General features: G+C 53.0%; 17 protein-coding genes. 6 read left to right on the top strand and 11 right to left on the bottom strand.

The window, feature by feature from the left end; genetic code table 11:
• Positions 1–78: 78 nt before the first annotated feature.
• The gene (locus tag HCH_RS07030) at positions 79–789 is read left to right on the top strand and encodes a cyclase family protein (protein WP_011395485.1); all 711 of its coding nucleotides are present in this window, start codon (positions 79–81) and stop codon (positions 787–789) included.
• 12 nt (positions 790–801) lie between these two features.
• Here HCH_RS07030 and HCH_RS07025 read toward each other — a convergent pair whose 3' ends face one another.
• Positions 802–1,341, bottom strand: coding sequence for a DUF2058 domain-containing protein (locus HCH_RS07025; RefSeq protein ID WP_011395484.1), 540 nt, complete (start codon positions 1,339–1,341; stop codon positions 802–804).
• Positions 1,342–1,402: 61 nt separating this feature from the next.
• Positions 1,403–2,392 carry a phosphatase domain-containing protein gene (locus tag HCH_RS07020; protein WP_011395483.1) on the bottom strand — a complete coding sequence of 330 codons (990 nt, stop codon included), beginning with the start codon at positions 2,390–2,392 and terminating at the stop codon, positions 1,403–1,405.
• Positions 2,393–2,569: 177 nt separating this feature from the next.
• Here HCH_RS07020 and HCH_RS07015 point away from each other — a divergent pair, with 177 nt between their 5' ends.
• The gene (locus tag HCH_RS07015) at positions 2,570–4,633 is read left to right on the top strand and encodes a VIT and vWA domain-containing protein (protein ID WP_011395482.1); all 2,064 of its coding nucleotides are present in this window, start codon (positions 2,570–2,572) and stop codon (positions 4,631–4,633) included.
• A 155-nt stretch (positions 4,634–4,788) separates the two neighbouring features.
• Complete coding sequence (locus tag HCH_RS07010; RefSeq protein ID WP_011395481.1) at positions 4,789–5,475, top strand: metal-dependent hydrolase; 687 nt, start codon at positions 4,789–4,791, stop codon at positions 5,473–5,475.
• Between the two features lie 7 nt (positions 5,476–5,482).
• Here the strand turns inward: HCH_RS07010 and HCH_RS07005 are convergent, their stop codons facing one another.
• From HCH_RS07005 to HCH_RS06995, 3 genes are all read right to left on the bottom strand, one after another.
• Positions 5,483–6,331, bottom strand: a complete 849-nt coding sequence (locus HCH_RS07005) for a hypothetical protein (protein ID WP_011395480.1) — start codon at positions 6,329–6,331, stop codon at positions 5,483–5,485.
• A 114-nt stretch (positions 6,332–6,445) separates the two neighbouring features.
• The gene (locus tag HCH_RS07000; RefSeq protein ID WP_011395479.1) at positions 6,446–7,288 is read right to left on the bottom strand and encodes a metallophosphoesterase; all 843 of its coding nucleotides are present in this window, start codon (positions 7,286–7,288) and stop codon (positions 6,446–6,448) included.
• A 30-nt stretch (positions 7,289–7,318) separates the two neighbouring features.
• A complete protein-coding gene (locus HCH_RS06995; protein ID WP_011395478.1) occupies positions 7,319–7,816 on the bottom strand; it encodes a DUF1801 domain-containing protein in 498 nt (165 codons plus the stop codon).
• Positions 7,817–7,963: 147 nt separating this feature from the next.
• Here HCH_RS06995 and HCH_RS06990 point away from each other — a divergent pair, with 147 nt between their 5' ends.
• On the top strand, positions 7,964–9,085 hold the full coding sequence (locus HCH_RS06990; RefSeq protein WP_011395477.1) for a DUF4124 domain-containing protein: 1,122 nt from the start codon (positions 7,964–7,966) through the stop codon (positions 9,083–9,085).
• Positions 9,086–9,244: 159 nt separating this feature from the next.
• Here the strand turns inward: HCH_RS06990 and HCH_RS06985 are convergent, their stop codons facing one another.
• Positions 9,245–10,288, bottom strand: coding sequence for a hypothetical protein (locus tag HCH_RS06985; protein ID WP_011395476.1), 1,044 nt, complete (start codon positions 10,286–10,288; stop codon positions 9,245–9,247).
• Positions 10,289–10,478: 190 nt separating this feature from the next.
• Positions 10,479–11,294: an SGNH/GDSL hydrolase family protein gene (locus HCH_RS06980; protein WP_011395475.1), complete on the bottom strand. Its 816-nt coding sequence runs from the start codon at positions 11,292–11,294 to the stop codon at positions 10,479–10,481.
• A 226-nt stretch (positions 11,295–11,520) separates the two neighbouring features.
• Here HCH_RS06980 and HCH_RS06975 point away from each other — a divergent pair, with 226 nt between their 5' ends.
• Positions 11,521–12,003 carry a helix-turn-helix domain-containing protein gene (locus HCH_RS06975; RefSeq protein ID WP_011395474.1) on the top strand — a complete coding sequence of 161 codons (483 nt, stop codon included), beginning with the start codon at positions 11,521–11,523 and terminating at the stop codon, positions 12,001–12,003.
• A gap of 124 nt (positions 12,004–12,127) precedes the next feature.
• Positions 12,128–13,408: a right-handed parallel beta-helix repeat-containing protein gene (locus HCH_RS06970; protein WP_011395473.1), complete on the top strand. Its 1,281-nt coding sequence runs from the start codon at positions 12,128–12,130 to the stop codon at positions 13,406–13,408.
• A 97-nt stretch (positions 13,409–13,505) separates the two neighbouring features.
• Here the strand turns inward: HCH_RS06970 and HCH_RS32175 are convergent, their stop codons facing one another.
• The 4 genes from HCH_RS32175 to fba form a co-directional block, all read right to left on the bottom strand.
• A complete protein-coding gene (locus HCH_RS32175) occupies positions 13,506–13,964 on the bottom strand; it encodes a response regulator (RefSeq protein ID WP_011395472.1) in 459 nt (152 codons plus the stop codon).
• 256 nt (positions 13,965–14,220) lie between these two features.
• The gene (locus HCH_RS06960; protein WP_011395471.1) at positions 14,221–14,880 is read right to left on the bottom strand and encodes an OmpA family protein; all 660 of its coding nucleotides are present in this window, start codon (positions 14,878–14,880) and stop codon (positions 14,221–14,223) included.
• On the bottom strand, positions 14,877–15,980 hold the full coding sequence (locus HCH_RS06955; RefSeq protein ID WP_202945293.1) for an alpha/beta hydrolase: 1,104 nt from the start codon (positions 15,978–15,980) through the stop codon (positions 14,877–14,879). Before HCH_RS06955 ends, HCH_RS06960 begins: the two co-directional genes overlap by 4 nt.
• Before the next feature lie 191 nt (positions 15,981–16,171).
• A complete protein-coding gene (gene fba / locus HCH_RS06950) occupies positions 16,172–17,236 on the bottom strand; it encodes a class II fructose-bisphosphate aldolase (RefSeq protein WP_011395469.1) in 1,065 nt (354 codons plus the stop codon).
• Between the last annotated feature and the right edge of the window lie 17 nt (positions 17,237–17,253).

The raw sequence follows: 17,253 nt of genomic DNA, 5'->3' as shown, positions 1-17,253 counted from the left end.
GATTTATAAATGACAGGCTGATTTATGACTGACAGATTGACTTATAACTAGCGGATCAAATATTTGACGAGAATCTCTATGCCCCTTCGAACGCTGCAGTTTTCCAATATCATTGACTTAAGCCACCCCATTGACGCCAATATCCCCCTGTGGCCGGGAGACCCTACGGTTCATTTCACCGACGAGGCCAGCATCGCAAAAGACGGCTACTTCCTGCGCAGTTTTCAGATCGGCGAGCACAGCGGCACTCACATGAACGCCCCGGCCAGTTTTTTCACTGATGGAATGACAATTGATAGTTATAAGCCCGAGCAATTAATGCCGGAAGCGGTAGTGATCGATGTCAGCGCCCAGGCGCAGGAACAACCGGACTACACCGTCACAATACAGGACATACATCACTGGGAACAAAACCATGGCGTCATACCCGCCGGGTGCATAGTTTTGTTCTATACCGGCTACCAACATTTCTGGAAAACGCCGGAGCGCTTTTTCAACATGGATGCGCAGGGCGTCATGCACTTTCCCGGTCTGGCGGCGGAAACAGCCAAGTATTTACTGGAAGAAAGAAAGGTCAGTGGACTCGGGATAGACACCCATGGCGTCGATCCCGGCTTCAGTGTGGAACACCAGGTCAATTGCATGACGCTGGCGCAATCCGGCATTGTGCTGGAGTGCCTGACCAACCTGGACCGCTTGCCGCCCAAAGGCGTCACATTGGCGATCGGCCTGCTGCGATTGCGCGGCGGTTCAGGATCGCCAGTCTCCGTTCTGGCGTTCATACCCTGAACGCCCGGGGCATTACCACATCAGATCGTCAGGAATCTGATAAGCGGCGTAAGGATCATCTTCGTCAGGCTCAGCGTTTTTGTTATCGTTGAGCACCACAACAAACTCCGGCGCGCGCTCGCGGATTTTCTCCGCCACTTTCCTGCTGATCACTTCGTAAGCGTCCCCCATTCTGGCGATGGCGAATCGGCCGGAGGCCAAACCATCCTGCAGCTCTTGCGTGACGTAGATTTTCTTGACCTTACCTTCATCCGCAAACTGATAGCCGACCTCGCCTTTATTGCGGTTGATGCGATTCATCTCGATCAATTGTTTGACTTGCGCCTTCAACGCCTTACGGTCAGCCTCCTCTTGCCGGAGACGGTTCATCTCCCGATCCCGTTGCGCTTTTTCCTCACGCGCCTGTTGCGCGCGCAGTTTCGTCTCGTCCTCGACCTGATGACCTTTCGGCGTCTGTTTCGCCTGCTTGCGCTTTTCCTGTTTTAACTGTTTCGCTTTTTTCTGATCAACCAGCCCCGCCTTGAGGAGCTGCTCTTGAAGAGACTTAGCCATTATTCGCGTTCCAAACCATTAGTTAACCGAAAAGGATTTTAACAAATTCAACGCCAAGGTTTCAGCGCTCTTTTGCTCCCGTCCGTATGTCCTTAATGTTGGCGATCGCCGCCGCCAGCTCCTGTTGCCCCTCATATACCGGCCGTTCAGGATCAGGAGATACTTTACGTATATACACTGCGGCGATCCTATCAGCAAAGCGCGCTTGAATATCCCGGTAAATCTCTGGATCACGCTCGCCGTCATCGCCTAGCAAAACGAAATTCACCCACGGAAAACGCTGCAGTAAATCTTCAATATGAGCGGTTTTATAAGCCGCCTGATCCAGCCAGGGTTCACTGTCGGACTCATTCGAGACCTTCTTGGCGACCACCACGCCCCGGGGAAAACCGTTATGTTCCAAAAACAATAAAATATTACCGTACAACTGCCGTGGCGAAGCGGACAAATAGAAGACCGGCGACGCATCCATCTGCGCATTGTCTGCGATAATACTGCCGATAAATCCAGAGACGCCTGGAACCGCCTCACGCTGAAGCGGATTCTTCAAAAAGGTATTTTTCAGCAATGAGGTCTTCGCCGTCACCTCACTGATCATAAGGGTGTCGTCCAGATCGGAAATCACGCCCCAGCGATTTTCAGACGGCGCCATATAGACCCCGCCTTCAACAGCTTCTGCGTTTTCTGTTTGCGCAGTTACCGTCAGCCAGCCCGACCGTTTTGCGTCCGTCAGTTCGCCATCCAGCCGGAAATAACCTTCTTCGTCCGTCTTCACTCGCCAACTTTGCTCATTCAGCTGGATACGCACAGCAACGTTTTCCTGCTCTGCGTTAAATAGTTGCGCCAGGTTGCGGCGTAGATTGGTCGCGCCGCCGTCATCTGAAGATCCACCCGCCGAATCTTCGTCCCACTCAATCACGCGCCCTTCCAGAGTAAACTTGCCTGCGGAGCCATAGCCGGCATAGAGGATCACCGCCAAAGAATCCTCTTCTTCTGCATTAGCGAAACCGCAGAAACATAGCCAACCCCAAAAAATGACAATCCAACGCATAAAAAGCTCCAAAGCCTCACATACCACACCGGAGGTATCGCCAAGCAATACTCTCCGCAAAGAAGTTCAATACGTATGACGACTGGGTAAGCATGCCTCCAGGTAGCCGCCGGAACCCAATAACTCCTCACACTTGCCTCCGGACGGCGTTCTCCCCAATAGCAAAGGTGATTGCATATGTTAAATGGAAAGGCCGGACTAGCATCTCTCTCCGCCTGCGTATTAATGTTATCCCTATCCAATCCTGACGCAGCGCAAGCGGCGGGATTACTCAAACCCCAAGGCGGCAGTTTACCAGACCTGGATTTACGCTCCCAAGACGTCAATGTCACCATCGAAGGCGAGTACGCCATCACCACTGTCGACCAGGTTTTCTATAACCCCAACGCCCAGCCCCTGGAAGCTATCTACTCATTTCCCGTGCCGGAAAAAGCTGCGGTTTCCCAGTTCACCTATTGGATCAACGGCGCGCCGGTTCATGGCGAAGTCGTCGCCAAAAAACAAGCCCGGGAAATCTATGAACAGGAAAAGTCGGAAGGCCGCAACGCGGGCCTGACCGAACAGGACGCTTATAAAACGTTCGATATTTCCATCAGCCAGGTCTTACCGCAACAGGAAACTAAAATACGCTTAGTGTATTTGCAGCCAGTGCATATGGACACCGGAATCGGCCGTTACGTCTACCCGCTGGAAGAAGGCGGTGTGGATGAGGAAAAGCTGGCTTTCTGGACCGCCAATGAAACGGTGAAAGAGCGCTTCACCTTCAATCTTGATTTACGCAGCGGCTACCCGGTGGAAGCCTTGCGTTTGCCCGAACATCCACAGGCGCAGATCGCGCGAATGGACGAGCGTCGCTGGACGGTTTCGCTACAGTCAAACGCTCAGAGTATGGAAGCCGTTCAGGAAGGCGACGCCAACGCGCCCGCCTCCTCTCCCAGCGCCTACCGATTGGATAAGGACATCGTGGTCTACTGGCGGCAACAACAGAACCTGCCAGGTTCCGTTGACTTGATCACCTATAAAGAGCCAGGCAAAGACAAAGGGACCTTTATGCTCACGGTGACGCCCGGTGATGACCTGCCCGCGATAACCGAAGGACGTGACTGGACGCTGGTGTTGGACCGCTCCGGCTCTATGTCAGGCAAGTTCTCCACATTGCTGGAAGGATTGCGTAAAGGGTTCGCCAAGTTCAACCGCAATGACCGCGTTCGCGTCATCATGTTCAATGACAACGCGACTGAAGTCACCAATGGATGGGTGCAGGCGACGCCGGAAAATCTGCAGCAAGTCGTCGGCGCCGTTGAAAATGCAGGTCCCAGCGGCGGCACCAACCTGATGTCAGCGATTCAAAGCGCGCTCACCGGACTGGATGCGGACCGCACCAACGCGATCTGGCTGGTCACCGATGGAGAAGCCAATGTCGGCGAAACCAAGCAAAAGGCGTTTATTGAGTTATTGGAGAAAAAGGATATTCGCCTGTTCACGTTCATCATGGGCAACTCCGCCAACCGACCGCTGCTGGAAGCGATCACCAAACACAGCAATGGCTTCGCCATCAGCGTCAGCAATAGCGACGACATTATCGGACAGCTCATGCTGGCCGCCAGTAAAGTCGACCACGCCGCCCTGCATGGCGCCAACCTGAAGATTTCCGGCATCAAAACCACTGACGTCTTTCCCAAACAGATCGGCAGCGTTTATCGCGGCCAGCAATTGGTGATGTTCGGGCATTACTACGGTTCCGGGCAGGCGAAAGTGGAGTTGACTGGCAAAGTCTCAGGCTCTCCTATCCGCTATCAGACTCAGTTCGAAGTCAAAGACGGGACCCTGCATCCTGAACTGGAGCGTCTCTGGGCCTTCGCACAGATCGAAGACTTGATGGATCAGCAACAGGACTATGGCGAGGATGCGGATCGCAAACAGGCCGTCACGGACTTGGCCGTCGAATACGGCCTGGTGACGGATTACACCTCAATGCTGGTGCTGGATGAAGGTCGCTTTGAGCATTATGGCGTGAACCGTCGCATCGGAGATCGCATCAGCCGCGAAGAGTCCGCCCGGGAAATACGAGCCCAGCAACCCGGGCAATCTCACCGCGTGGACAATCAGCAGCCAATGTACACCAAAAGCCGTCCTTCATTCGGCGGTGGCGGCGGCGGTGGAGCCATCGACGGATTCATGTTGGCGCTGCTGGGCGCACTGGCGATAGCCGGACGTTGTTTCCGCCTACGCAAGCGTTAACTTCGGAAAACCAAAAAGAGACGGAGACTTCCGTCTCTTTTTCTTTATAAGACAATGACATAAATGTCTACTGCCCAACTTGATCGGCTCAACGACGCTGGTATAGCATGGCTGGCCAATCGCGCCATATCCCATATAAGGAAAACCGACGCTAAATGGCTAATTTTAATACACATCTACTCGGCGGAGCCGCCGCATCGGGCGTACTGACCTCCACACTATTGTTAACCGGGTTGTTCACCCCCGGACAAGGCATGGCGTTGTGGGTGGCGGGAACCCTGGCGAGCCTGGCGCCTGATCTGGATGCTGACACGACCGCCATTTTAAAAGGGTTGTTCAGCGCCCTCGGCGTGATGGCTTCTTTTGTCGTGCTGTTCACGTTCCCTGATCTGCCTCTCTTACCCTTGTGGGGCGCTATGCTGGCCGCATTTCTGACTGTCCGCATTGGCGTGCTGCAAGTGTTCGCACACCTCACCGAGCACCGCGGCTCTTTCCACTCACTATTGGCCGCCACCAGCTTTGGGTTGGGCTCAGCATTTTTATGCTGGCGCTTCATCGATCAAGGCGTGGACTTCTCATGGGCGCTGGGCGCCATGGTGTTCGCTGGCTATATCGTCCACCTGATTCTTGACGAGTGTTACGCCGTCAATCTGGCGGATATGGAGTTCAAGCGCTCATTTGGAACAGCGCTCAAACCAGTGAGTATCGATAACTGGTGGGCCAGCGGTCTCTTTCTCGCTATTGCTATCTACTGCGCAATGCAACTGCCCCCGCCGCACAAGCTGCATCTTGAAGTAGTCAGACTGACCACTCTGGATCATATCTGGCTGTCGCGCTCCTAAAGCCCGTTTAAAATTTATGCCAGTACGAATCTGGAATAGCCCTAACCTTGTCGCTTAGATAGGGATTATCGACATAGAAAGTTTTTCGCCGTTCAGGATGGAGGGCGGCGATCATCTCTTTGATGGCGGGATGGGAATCAAAGTTTTTCATAAAGGCGCCATGCTCGTACGCCCGCCGCAGTCCCAGTGTGAGAATACGATAACGCTCGACATCGTCTTTCCCCAGATAGAGAAAATAATCGAACTTATACGCGACCATCAGCCGCGGCTCGATCATCACCCCTTCCCCCGCATGCTCGCCGAGTTCAATAACCGCTTCGTGAACGCCGCGATTAAAGCCGTCAAAGCGACCTCGCTTTAACATCAACCAGAGACTGGCGTAAGTGGACTCGATCACGGTAAAGCCTGCGGAGCGCAATATATCGGTATCCGGCCAATTAACGCCCGAGCCTATCGTCAAGGTCTGCAGATCCTTCAGTGTGCTGACTTTGGAGAACTTTTCCACTTGATCCTCACGAATCATGAATACCCTGTGCCCCAACAGCCCCCTCGTCATGGGCACATCGACCTGTAAAAAGCGTTCTTCCCGATTGCGGCTGTAGCCCGTGAAAAACACATTGAGAATGTCCGAGCGTCGATGTAGCAGATTTAGGATACGCTCCTGAGTGGCGTCTCCCATAGATACTACTTCCAGAGTATGTTCACCGGGCGCATAGTTAAGCGCCAGCTGCACAACGCTGATTTCGTAGCTGAAAATTTCAGCGTCGCCATGCAGCAGGCCCAGCTTGAAGTCCGCCGCCGCTGAACGGTTGCATAGCATGACGAATATAAAAAGGAAAAAGATACGGGTCGCCATAACGTGGGTTGTCCCAGCATAGGGGCGGATATCAGCAACTTAATCATTGACGGCTTTATAAATAGTAGACCAGTTCGGGCTTAAGTCAGCCCAAACTGTTCCAGAGCGAGAAGCTTAGCGCGACATGGATTTTAGTGTGACCAGGGAAATTTCTGGAGGAACCCGAAAACGCACGGGAAGAATGCTGGTCCCCACTCCCGGCGTCACAAACATCTGTCGACCGTCTTCATCAATATGCCCAATGGCGAATCGCTCACCGTATTGCGAGGGCACAATGGGCCGCCCAATCAACGGCAGGTTAACCTGACCGCCATGCGTATGACCGGCGAAAGTCAGGGACACGCGATGGGGAAAGTCATAAAACACATCAGGATTGTGAGTAAACGCCAGAATGGGCGCCTCGGCAGGAATATCAGCAAGCGCTTTGCCGATATCATGCGCGCCTTCCCAGTAGTCGCTGACGCCAGCCAACCAAAAACGGCAATCCCCCTGAGTCAGCTCTTTGGACGCGTCTTCCAGAAACTCGATATGGGTTCCCGCAAAGGCGTCGAGAATCAATTGCGGGCCATGCCACCAATCATGATTGCCCATGACGGCGTACACGCCCAGACTGGCCTGTAGCCTGTCCAGCTCAGCGGCGATGTCGCGGGGTTCCGCAAATTCGCCGCCGATAACGCCCTGAATAACGAAATCTCCCGCCAGCAATATCAGGTCAGGCTTCAGCGCGTTGGTTTCGTCAACCAGTTCCCGCAACCGTGATAAACCATTGTGTGGCGATCCCACATGCAGATCGGCTATTACCGCCACCTGTAAGTCATCACAGGATTGCGGCCAAGGATGAATGGCGATGCTGACTTCATTATCCACCAAAGACGCAGGTTCGATCCAAAAAGCCCAGACGCCGAGCGCGATGCTCAACATAGCCAGGCCCATCATAATACGACGAAAAACTTTCACTGCCTGAACTCCAAACCGCCTCTCACTAAATCAACTTTCCGCGCCTGACTTTTTGCGCAAGTGGTAGGTCAACGTCATAGCGATACAATGACGCAACGCCTCCACGGGAATATCATCCGCCGCATCAAACAGAATGCTGCGGTTTCCCTCAAAACGAAACTCATCGCCATAAATGCGCCGAAACGTCTCCACCAGGTTGGTCTGGCAGTGAAAATACACCGCATACCCGGAGGGCTGGGTCTTTAGACGATCTATTCTGAGCGTACTGCCGCTTTTCGTCTTTGCGGTCAGATAGCTGGGCTGTCCCCATTTCAATGTTTCCTGCAGCTCGCCCACGCCTTCAGTGCTTCTCGCCACGTCAAAAATCAGATCACGCAGGAACAACAGTTTTTCTCTCACTTCGTCCGGGTACGCAGCGAAGACCGCCTGCACGCGCGCATCGGCGAACTCAACATGGGCGTCGCTCATTTGGCTTCCTTCTTTAAGATTCAGCGAGAGCAGATGGCTCGCCAGGTTGTAAGTAGACATTCGCGCCTCAGCGTACGGCGGTTGCAACGCCCTCACAACGCATCGTTAACAAATTATTGCAACACAGCCTTTAAAGCGCGCTGCGTGGGAGGTTTATAATCGGACTTTTGGCTCTCCAGCGCACTTTACGAGGATGTAATTTTTACGATGAAAAGATGGTTGCTGCAATTATTGGTGGTTGTCGCGCTGGTTCCCGCAGTCTGGTTTATCTCTACGCCGGATCAACGCAGAACCTATCTGACGTTGTTGAATCTGCCGCAAGATCCCTCATGGCTACATGAAGGCAATTTACTTGCCCTGCTTGGTAGCGCGCCGCAGCGGCCGCCCGAAGCAGAGCCTTTTACAGAAACATCGTCTACGCCTGACGCACCCGCATCATCCGCCATGTCATCGCAAGAGGCGGCGCCTAACGTCCTGTCCGCTCTGCGTCAGATGGCGCACAGCGCCCTGCCTCAGACTCTGTGCGGAAAAACCGCCACTCGCGATATTCGGGACGTGGAAACGCCGCAGATCTACAAGTGGACTGACGCCAACGGACGCGTTCATTTCTCTGACAGCGCCCAGAACAAGAGCGCGCAATTCGTAGGCGAGAGCTACGCCTCGCAGAAAAAGTATTTTGACTTCAAGCTGACCAGCAAAGGCATGCCTCGCAACGGCTTGGTGGAAGACAAGATCCGAGCCGCCGCTCAGCAGGTCTATACGCAACTGGAGGCTTACCTGGCGCCTGAACGCCGCAGACAGATCATTCTTAACCTGGAGCTATACGGCGATCGCGCAGAGTACGAAGCCCTGCGCAAAAAAGTGTTCCCTGGTTTCAACGCCGCCGCGTTCTTCTCCCATGGGGCGAACACCATCTATATGGTTAACGAAGACCAACTGGAAACCACCGTCGCCATCGCCAAGCATGAAGTGGTTCACGCCGTCTTGGCCGGCTTGGTCGGCCCGATGCCAACCTGGCTCAATGAAGGCATGGCGGAATACCTGGAACACGGCGGATTGCCTTACAAAGCGCTGCCCATTGATTTAAGCGAGAACGCTATCAACCAGTTACTCGCTACGAAGCATCAGGACTTTTACAACGCCAGCGCAGAAAGCAACTATATGGCGTCACACAAATTAGTGGCGTATCTGAACAGTTCCGGCGAAGGGCGTCGCGTCATCGCAGACATATTCAATGACCTCGCCGAGGCGCCTTGCAGCCAGGTGGACAGCCTTGGCGCGGTCACCAGCGCAATGGGGGATGTGGGGCATCTGGCCAAGCTGCTCTAGCTTCCATTTATATTAATCAGGCAGACAAATAGCTTCCTTCTATTTGTCTGCAACGACAGGGCCTGCACAGGTCAGGCCCTGTCTCTCGCGGCTAGCCGCCGCGCAGGCGCATCCATGCGCTTGATTATTAACATGCCAATATCATTGCCATATTAATAACTATTGGACGTCGCTCCCATCAAGCGGCCATCGCCAAAACCGCTCCCTGGCGTTACCGGGACGGCTATTAGTCATGAATAAACCTACCGTCCGGTATCTCGGCTCCACCTCAATGTTCCCATGCAGACAGGCGGCGGAGCGCGGCGGATTGGCCATTGCTGACGACGCCTGCATCCAGACTGGGTTATCTGCTGCGCCAGCCCTCTGACTGAAACGAAGCATGTTATAGGGCGTCGGGAAAGGAAGCGTCAGCCTGCCCCGCTCTTCGTCCAGCCTGTAGTCGCTGGAGAGTGAAGCGTCCGTGTCGATGCGAATAGCGCTTTCATTGCTGCTGTATGGGTCAGAACTCCAGATATAACCGATAGCGATCTCCGACTCCGCTGGAGTGACAATATGCAGTTCGTCATCCAACCAGCATGCATAGGTCACCGCCAAGTGCTCAATATCCTCATAGCGCTTGCCATCCAACTCCAGGTTCAAGCGCAGCACCTCCGTTCCCACGGGCTTTTGTAAAACAGCATGCCTGATCGCTTCACCATCAGGCATACGCCATACTTCATTTCCCACTAATTCAATAACGCCTTCAGCCGCCTTTGGCGAAGCGGTCAGACTACGTCTGGCATCCCATTTTCCCTGGATAAAAATACCGGATGTCCCCTCCGCCAACCAGACGGGGACCGCGATCACAATCACCATACGAAACAACAGCAAAGCGATATGCGCTATCGAAACTCGATATATGGCGGAAAGCCCCCAGACAAACATGGCCAGAATAGCCGGAGACAGAACCAGCGCGCATAAATAGAAAACGCCCAGTCCTTCCATGCCGGAGACGCTACGAGGTATCAGAATGGAAGCGCCGATGGCGGATACGACGCCAATGGCCAGAATCAGATGTACGGCGATGGAGCTGAACCAGTCCAACGGATAATCCGACCTGCGACGGAGCCCGTTACGACAGGCGAGAAACAATATGACGGCTAAAGCCAAAACAAGAAGGATTTTCAGGCAGGGCAGGATATATAAATGAAAGATCGCCGTCACGGTATATCTCCAGAAAGGAAAAGGTATCTGAAAGCCTAACTTTCATAGTTACTCAGAGCCATATTCGGGAGAGAAGTATCACATACCGAGATGATCAGACTAATTGATGCCCACCTGTTCCCGAGTGGCAGACGAGGATGCTGTTAAGGCTGCAGAACACTCCCGCAGCCTTAACTATAGACCGCCAGGGTCAGCGCGGAGACATCTCATGTTCTTGAATTGTCCGCATAATTCTGCGCGCAGCTTTCATGATGGTGTCTTCAGTGGGGTGAATGCCATCGCCGCGATGCTCGAATGTACGCCAGGGGTTCACCAGTAGAGCGCCTTCAAGCTCATCATGAATTCTATGCGCATATAAGCGCCCGAAATAGTTGAAATCATCATTGCTCATCGCCCAGGCCAACCCTGAGAGGCTTACGAACAGAGGTAAATCCAAGTCATCCGCGTTGGGATACAGGGGATATACCGGGGTTAAACCAAGATCCAGCACCTGTCGGCCAATAGCGATCAGACGATCCACTACTGCGTTCATTTGGGCGTTACCGCACAAAACTGTTTGAGATTGTTCGATACCAAATGAGTCGGAATGTAGACAATCATTGCCAATGCTGATGATCACGTAATCGGCGTTGTATCCGGTCAAGCCTGTCTGATCGTACTGCGCCACCCGCAATAACGCCTTTTGCAACTGCGTCGAATAGCTATCCCATCGGGCGGAACCGCACACCGGGTTACAACTGATGCGACTGAAGGTCGTAGCGCCTGCTTGCGCCTCGCTTTTGACTTTTACTCCAAACCGAGTCAACGCCGTCCCTAGATCCACATAGTCTCCAGAGCCAACCGATATCCCCGCCAAAGGCCCCTGCAAGTCAGAGTTCAGAGGCGTATCGCCGCTGGCGTAAGAAGCGCCGATCAGTAATATTGGTTTGTCCGTCGCGGCGACGGAGGCGGACAGGAAAATTCCAGTGGCGAGCAGCAGTCTCACAATCAGTTGTAATGCGTTCACTATTCTTGATCTCCATGTGGTTTAACCAGTACCTCACCCTCTAGCCATCCGGGACACCCACCGCCGGGACAAACTTGGCGACAGTTCGCTATCAGGATGTAACGCATTTATAACAACTCCGAGCACATTGAAAAACGCACGATTGTTACATGGCGGAACGTAACAAAGCATATATGCTGAATAATGTTTGTTTTCAGAACATTTCAAAAAGCAGAGCGGTAGAATCATGAATGCGGAATTTTTCCACCAGCCCCGCCAATTTCGAAAAAGCGACTTTGCACAGCGTCTGAAAGAGCTGCGCAGTCATTTCGGCTATACCCAGCAAAAGGTCGTGGATGGCGTCAATGAACTCCTGCCCTTAATACAGCATCGCCCCCACCCGCTTTGCCGCAGCCGATACGCCAAGTGGGAATTGAACAACCGCACAGAAATGCCGGACTATCCGGAGCTGCTCGCCTTGTGTCACTACTTTGAGCAGGAACCTTACTACCTGCTTACTGGCGTCAACGGGCCTCGCAAGTCCCGCAATAGTCAGCATGCGCTGGACACCCTTTATAGTCGCTGGGAGGAAGACATTCACTTCAAGTATGTAGTGAAAATGTTGCTGGAGCGCACTCCCGAAGCCACCCGGAAACTGGCGGAGTTAATCGACGTGCTGACGTTAGGCGATCGTTGCCTGCTCAATAATCACAAGAACAGAGCCAATTGACCCTCCGCCCATAGAACCGGATTTTCCCTAACATCTTTCCTTAGGGTAAACCCCATATTGCCCCTCTGCTGCTGAGCCTGCACACTGCCTACTACCCTAAGCATTAGAAACAAAAGGATATTTTATGAAATCAGCACTAGGAGCCCTGTTTGGGTGCGCGCTCTCCAGCGCCTGTTTCGCCACCAATTTGAACATTGTTGACTACGGCGCTACGCCAGATAATCACAGAGACGATGACTCCATCGCCATCAACGCCGCCATTAACGCCGCTCGCGATGGCGATACCGTCATCATTCCTGAAGGAACCTTTCACACCCACGAGGAAATCATACTGAAGAGCCGTGTTAACCTGAAAGGCGCGGGGTACGCCAAATCGACGATTACTGCGGTATACACCAGTGAGGGCAATGACGACGAACATCAGACCTTAATTAAAGGCAGGCACCTGTTTTCGGTCACCATATCCGGGCTGAGACTGAAAACCATCCATCCAGAGGGAGTCAGCCAGCTAATTTCCATCATAGATTCTGAAAATGTCAGCGTTAATGAAAGCAGCTTTTATCGGTTCATAAAGCATGCCATTTACTTTAATAACACCATCAACGGCAGAGTCGCTGACTCTCGATTTCAGGATGCGACTATTACAGAAAAGGGTGGACATGGCTATGGCGTGGTCTATACAAACGGGTGTGATAGAGGCAGAGTGGATGACAGCTACTTCTATGGCCCCGATATTCGTCACGGCGTAGTGATTCAAGGCGACAAAAAAACTAACCGACCCAGCCATGGCATCACTGTAAACAACAATTACTTCAAAGACACAAAACAAGACGCCATTGATCTGCACGGAACAGGTGAATACGACAACATCGTTATAGACAATACAATTGTGGGCGACCCCAACGACAAGACGTTAGGCCGAGGAATTGGCGTCGGCGAAGATGTGCACGGCCCTTCTGGTAGCGGGAATATCATTAAAAACAACGTTATTCGTAATACTCTTTACGGCATACATGTCCTTGCAGGTTCGCCCGACGTCAAGATCTCGGGGAATAAAATATACAATTGCGATCGCATGGGTATATTCATTGAGAACGGTCAAAACGTAGATGTACGAGCCAACACAGTAGAAGGGTGCAAATGGTGGGGCATCTATGTGGAGAATGGCGACAATACCACCATTGCCTCAGGAAGCAAGGAGACAAACGAAGTGCACGGCAACGGCTGGGGCTCCAGTGGACGCTGGCGTTACCCAAAGGTATATGGTAACGGCGGCGTACGCGTAATGAGCCAAAATACTGGGATGAATGTGCGAAATAATAACTTTTGCGATAACGAGAGCAATGGCGGCCCCAACTTCCAGTTTGAAGGGCAAGGTACAGTCCTGAATAATCAATGTCAGTGAGGAGAACCAACCCTCACGCATGTGATTAATGCATCACCAGGGCAGTCATAAACTGCCCTGGCAGCTTCCCGCGTCTTCAGTCCAGCCCTATGAATCGCTAATACTCCGTCTTGGGAAACTCATTTTTCGATAACCAGTAATAGAAGATCGAGTAAATGGTGTCGTAAAAGTCCTGTATCCCATATTCCATTCTTTTGCTGATCAAGCTGGATGCGCCCGATTTATAACACTCAATCGCTGTACGTTCATGGGTGGATTCCGTCAGAACGACAATAGGCGTAAAACGATTATGGTCCGATTTACGGATCGCCTGCATGACTTCATAGCCACTGGCGATTGGCAACCCCAGATCCACCAGAATCAGGTCGAAATGAGCATTCTGGACCTTGAACATCGCCTTGGCGCCATTGTCCACAAATTCGCACTGGCATCGAACTTCCCGACGCTCCAGAACCCTACGCATGAGGTCCACCGTGTCCTGATCGTCCTCAATCACCAGAACCCTGCGGTTGTGTGAAGTACTGCTTTCCAACAGACGGTAATCTGCATAAGACACGTTTTCCGCTCCTTATGAAACGCATGATCAAAATGCTCGCTCAGAGGTTAACGCAGGGAAGGTCGCATTTCTGCAAAACGCGGACGGTGAGCAAACATAAATGGACATCTAGCTGATAGTAACCCGCCAGAGGAACCGCTCCCTGGCGACAGGTCGATTTAAGCATAGTTTAAACCGAGACTTTAACCGTGTTTGTCCCACAAACAAAAAAGCCAGCCTTCTCAGGCTGGCTTTTTCAACAAATGCTGCTGGCGTATTAGCCTTGCATTGGCACCAGTTTCAGCTCAACGCGACGGTTGGCTGCGCGACCTTCGGTCGTGCTGTTGGTGGCCACAGGATAACGCGGACCGTAACCGATAGTCTGAACGCGCGAACTCAACACGCCTTGTGAAATCAGGTAACGACCAACGCTGCCGGCGCGCTGCTCGCTCAGACGCTGGTTCAGGTCCAGGCTACCGGTAGAGTCGGTATGGCCGCTAACCTGAATGATAGTCTTATCGAACTCTTTCAACACCAGACCAACTGAATCCAGTGTGTCGTAGAAGTTCGCTTTCACTTCCGCACGGCCGGTATCGAAGGTGATATTGCCAGGCATAACCAGCGTAATCTCGTCGCCGTTACGCACGACGCGCACGCCAGTACCTTCCAGACGGTGGCGCAGCTCGGACTCTTGCTTGTCCATGTAGTAGCCGATGCCGCCGCCTACAGCGCCGCCTGCGGCTGCGCCGATCAGTGCGCCCTTGCCGCGGTCTTTCTTGCTGGATGTGGCTGCGCCGATCGCTGCGCCAGCAACCGCGCCGATGACAGCGCCGGTAGTTGCGTTAGCGGTTTTCTTCTCCCCGGTGTAGGGATCGTAGGTTTGGCATCCAGCGGCCAGGGAACCCGCTACTACAAGAGCACAAAGCTTAAATTTCATTCTCTATCTCCAGATTTATCAGAGTTGGCGGTAATTCTAGTTTCATTTTTCTTAACAGAAGCTGAACGCTGATCAGCGATAGCTCTGTCAAAAGCTTCACTGATCCAGCCAAAGACCCTTGCGCGGATCTCTGGCGATTCGTTTACCAGTTGATGACGTCCAGTCTCCAGATATTGCACTTCCGCATTTGGCAACAGGCGCTGTAATTGCGGAATATTATGGCGCCAGTCCACGGTAGTGTCTTCCTTACCTTGCACGATGGTGACAGGTTGCTCCAGAGGGTCCGTGCTTTCAATACGTTTTACCCACCGTCGCAGCGCGCCAACCCAGTCAATGGACACCGCCCTCGACTGCAAAGGATCTTTGTCTTTGAGAAATTTAATAAATTCGGGGTCGTTGGAGTTGGCCATAAATACCCGACGCCAAGTACGGATAAAAGGCCCAAACAAGGTATGCAGCATTATCACAGAGCGCCACCCCTGCGGACGCACCAATGGCGCCAAAAACGCCCAATGCAGGAATGGGCTGCTTTCGGGCGTAAACCGGTTACTGAACAGATACTCTATTAAAACCGCCCCGCCCGTGCTTTGCCCCACGGACATCCAGGGTTTCGGCATATGGCCGTCGCACAGCATCAGACAGGCTTCCAAAATAGACTGATATTGAGCAAAGTTCTTGATCGAAACGGTCTCTCCGCTGGACAGTCCGTGACCGGGTAAGTCGTATGCGACCACCGCGTAGCCATCGCGCAACAAATGTTCAACCAAGTGCCCGAACAGTCCCACATGATCAAAGTAGCCGTGAAACACAAATACCGTACCGCGCGGCCGGGGAGGCGTATACATATGACAGGCCAGCCGATAACCAATAGCCTCAAAGTAACCCAGACGATGCGCCACGCCGGTTATGCGGGTTTCTTTATCGATGCGATAGTAACTGCAGTAGTGTTTTTCTATCTCAGTCAGATGGGGCGCGTCTTTAAATGAAATCGGACGCAGTTGCTTGCGCAGGAGTTCTCTGTCCCAGAATGGCGTCATGAAAAAATCAAACCTTAATTTCAGGTCGGGCCGGCCCGCCCCAGATTCCTTTTGGCGAGGCATTCATCGCCGCCGCTATCTTCGCATCGGATTTCAAACCGACGTCTGTTCAGCATAGACCAATCACGGGCTCGCGGTCCGGGCTAATTTAGCATGATCAGCCTTGCGCCAAGATTAACAATAAAAAAGGGAACACCCGTCGCATTATCTGCGGCGGGTCATTCCCTTCCTTAAGGTCTTATGCGGTCAGCGGATCAGTTGATCTTCTGATCAAGTTCACCACGGGCGTAACGCTGGAACATGGCTTCCAACGACATTGCCTTGATTTTGCTGGCCTGACCGGCGGCGTTAAACGCTTCATAACGCGCCACGCAGATTTCCTTCATAGCCTTGGTGGCTACAGCCAAGTATTTGCGAGGATCGAATTCAGACTTGTTCTGCCCCATGAAACGACGAATCGCGCCAGTGCTGGCCAGACGCAAGTCGGTGTCGATGTTCACTTTACGCACGCCGTACTTGATGCCTTCCTGAATTTCTTCCACTGGCACGCCATAGGTTTCCGCAATCTCTCCACCGAACTCGTTGATGATCGCCAGCCAGTCCTGAGGAACGGAGGAAGAGCCGTGCATAACCAAATGCGTGGTGGGAATACGCTCGTGAATCGCCTTGATGCGATCAATCGCCAGGATGTCGCCTGTAGGCGGACGGCTGAATTTGTAAGCGCCGTGGCTGGTGCCGATGGCGATCGCCAACGCATCTACCTGGGTCTTCTTGACGAAGTCCGCCGCTTCATCCGGATCAGTCAGCATCTGATCGTGGCTGAGAACGCCCTCAGCGCCAATGCCGTCTTCTTCGCCCGCCGTGCCGGTTTCCAAAGAGCCCAGACAGCCCAGCTCGCCTTCCACGGAAACGCCGCAAGCATGCGCCATTTCCACCGTGCGACGGGTAACGTCGACGTTGTACTCATAAGTGGTCGGGGTTTTGCCGTCTTCCCCGAGGGAACCGTCCATCATGACGGAGGAAAAGCCCAGCTGAATGGAACGCTGGCATACAGCCGGCGAAGTGCCGTGATCCTGATGCATCACGACCGGAATATGAGGAAACTCTTCAATCGCCGCCAGAATCAAGTGACGCAGGAACGGCGCTCCGGCGTATTTACGGGCGCCCGCAGACGCCTGCACGATAACTGGGCTGTCGGTTTGGTCCGCAGCTTCCATAATGGCCCGCATCTGCTCCAGGTTATTGACGTTAAATGCAGGAACGCCGTAACCGTGTTCAGCCGCATGGTCCAGAAGCTGGCGCATGGTAATCAGTGCCATTTCTCATCCCCTATAGT

The sequence above is a fragment of the Hahella chejuensis KCTC 2396 genome (genome assembly GCF_000012985.1).
Taxonomy (GTDB): Bacteria; Pseudomonadota; Gammaproteobacteria; order Pseudomonadales; family Oleiphilaceae; genus Hahella; species Hahella chejuensis.
This window is presented reverse-complemented; position numbering and strand designations above follow the sequence as displayed.

Coding starts and splice junctions, on each gene's coding strand:
- HCH_RS07030 (WP_011395485.1), top strand. CDS start 79: ATGCCCCTTCGAACGCTGCAGTTTTCCAATATCATTGACTTAAGCCAC.
- HCH_RS07025 (WP_011395484.1), bottom strand. CDS start 1,341: ATGGCTAAGTCTCTTCAAGAGCAGCTCCTCAAGGCGGGGCTGGTTGAT.
- HCH_RS07020 (WP_011395483.1), bottom strand. CDS start 2,392: ATGCGTTGGATTGTCATTTTTTGGGGTTGGCTATGTTTCTGCGGTTTC.
- HCH_RS07015 (WP_011395482.1), top strand. CDS start 2,570: ATGTTAAATGGAAAGGCCGGACTAGCATCTCTCTCCGCCTGCGTATTA.
- HCH_RS07010 (WP_011395481.1), top strand. CDS start 4,789: ATGGCTAATTTTAATACACATCTACTCGGCGGAGCCGCCGCATCGGGC.
- HCH_RS07005 (WP_011395480.1), bottom strand. CDS start 6,331: ATGGCGACCCGTATCTTTTTCCTTTTTATATTCGTCATGCTATGCAAC.
- HCH_RS06995 (WP_011395478.1), bottom strand. CDS start 7,816: ATGTCTACTTACAACCTGGCGAGCCATCTGCTCTCGCTGAATCTTAAA.
- HCH_RS06990 (WP_011395477.1), top strand. CDS start 7,964: ATGAAAAGATGGTTGCTGCAATTATTGGTGGTTGTCGCGCTGGTTCCC.
- HCH_RS06975 (WP_011395474.1), top strand. CDS start 11,521: ATGAATGCGGAATTTTTCCACCAGCCCCGCCAATTTCGAAAAAGCGAC.
- HCH_RS06970 (WP_011395473.1), top strand. CDS start 12,128: ATGAAATCAGCACTAGGAGCCCTGTTTGGGTGCGCGCTCTCCAGCGCC.
- HCH_RS06960 (WP_011395471.1), bottom strand. CDS start 14,880: ATGAAATTTAAGCTTTGTGCTCTTGTAGTAGCGGGTTCCCTGGCCGCT.
- HCH_RS06955 (WP_202945293.1), bottom strand. CDS start 15,980: ATGCCTCGCCAAAAGGAATCTGGGGCGGGCCGGCCCGACCTGAAATTA.
- fba (WP_011395469.1), bottom strand. CDS start 17,236: ATGGCACTGATTACCATGCGCCAGCTTCTGGACCATGCGGCTGAACAC.